Genomic DNA, 718 nt, shown 5'->3' with positions numbered 1-718 from the left:
GCATTCGCAGCCAACAACACCTCAGGCCCAGGCTCTGACACTGCAACCGTGGCGGATGAAACCGCCCCGAATGCCCCGACCGTATTGATCGTCGATGACGGTAACCCAGGTGATGGCCTGCTGACGCAAGCCGAAATCAGCGGCAATGGCGCAGGTGTACAGTTAACCGTGAGCATCAATGCTGCGGACTTCAGTGCCGGCGGCCACGTGAACCTGACTATCGTCAATGGCACCGCGACCACCGATGTGGAACTGAAGCTGGTGAATGGGGCGCTGCAGTTTGCTGACGGCACTCCGGCGACAGGCTACAGCTACAACGCCACCACCGGCGTTATCAGCTGGACGGAAACCGCCCCGGGTGAAGGTGGCAGCATCACGGTCACCGCGACCCAAACCGATGCAGCCAACAACACCTCAGGCCCAGGCTCTGACACTGCAACCGTGGCGGATGAAACCGCCCCGAATGCCCCGACCGTATTGATCGTCGATGACGGTAACCCAGGTGATGGCTCACTCACGCAAGCCGAAATCAACGGTGATGGCGTACAGCTCCAAGTCACCATCAACCATGCCGACTTTGCTGAAGGCGGTCACGTGAACCTGACTATCGTCAATGGCACCGCGACCACCGATGTGGAACTGAAGCTGGTGAATGGGGCGCTGCAGTTTGCTGACGGCACTCCGGCGACAGGCTACAGCTACAACGCCACCCCCGGCG

The 718-nt window shown here is 60.4% G+C and carries 1 pseudogene; it reads left to right on the top strand.

What is annotated here, in order from left to right:
• Positions 1 to 718, top strand: a pseudogene (locus AEA42_RS22530) (hypothetical protein); the annotation flags it as partial.

This window comes from Shewanella sp. Sh95, from assembly GCF_001308045.1.
Taxonomy (GTDB): Bacteria; Pseudomonadota; Gammaproteobacteria; order Enterobacterales; family Shewanellaceae; genus Shewanella; species Shewanella xiamenensis.
Note: the sequence above shows the minus strand (reverse complement) of the source record. Positions and strands in the feature narration are given on the sequence as shown.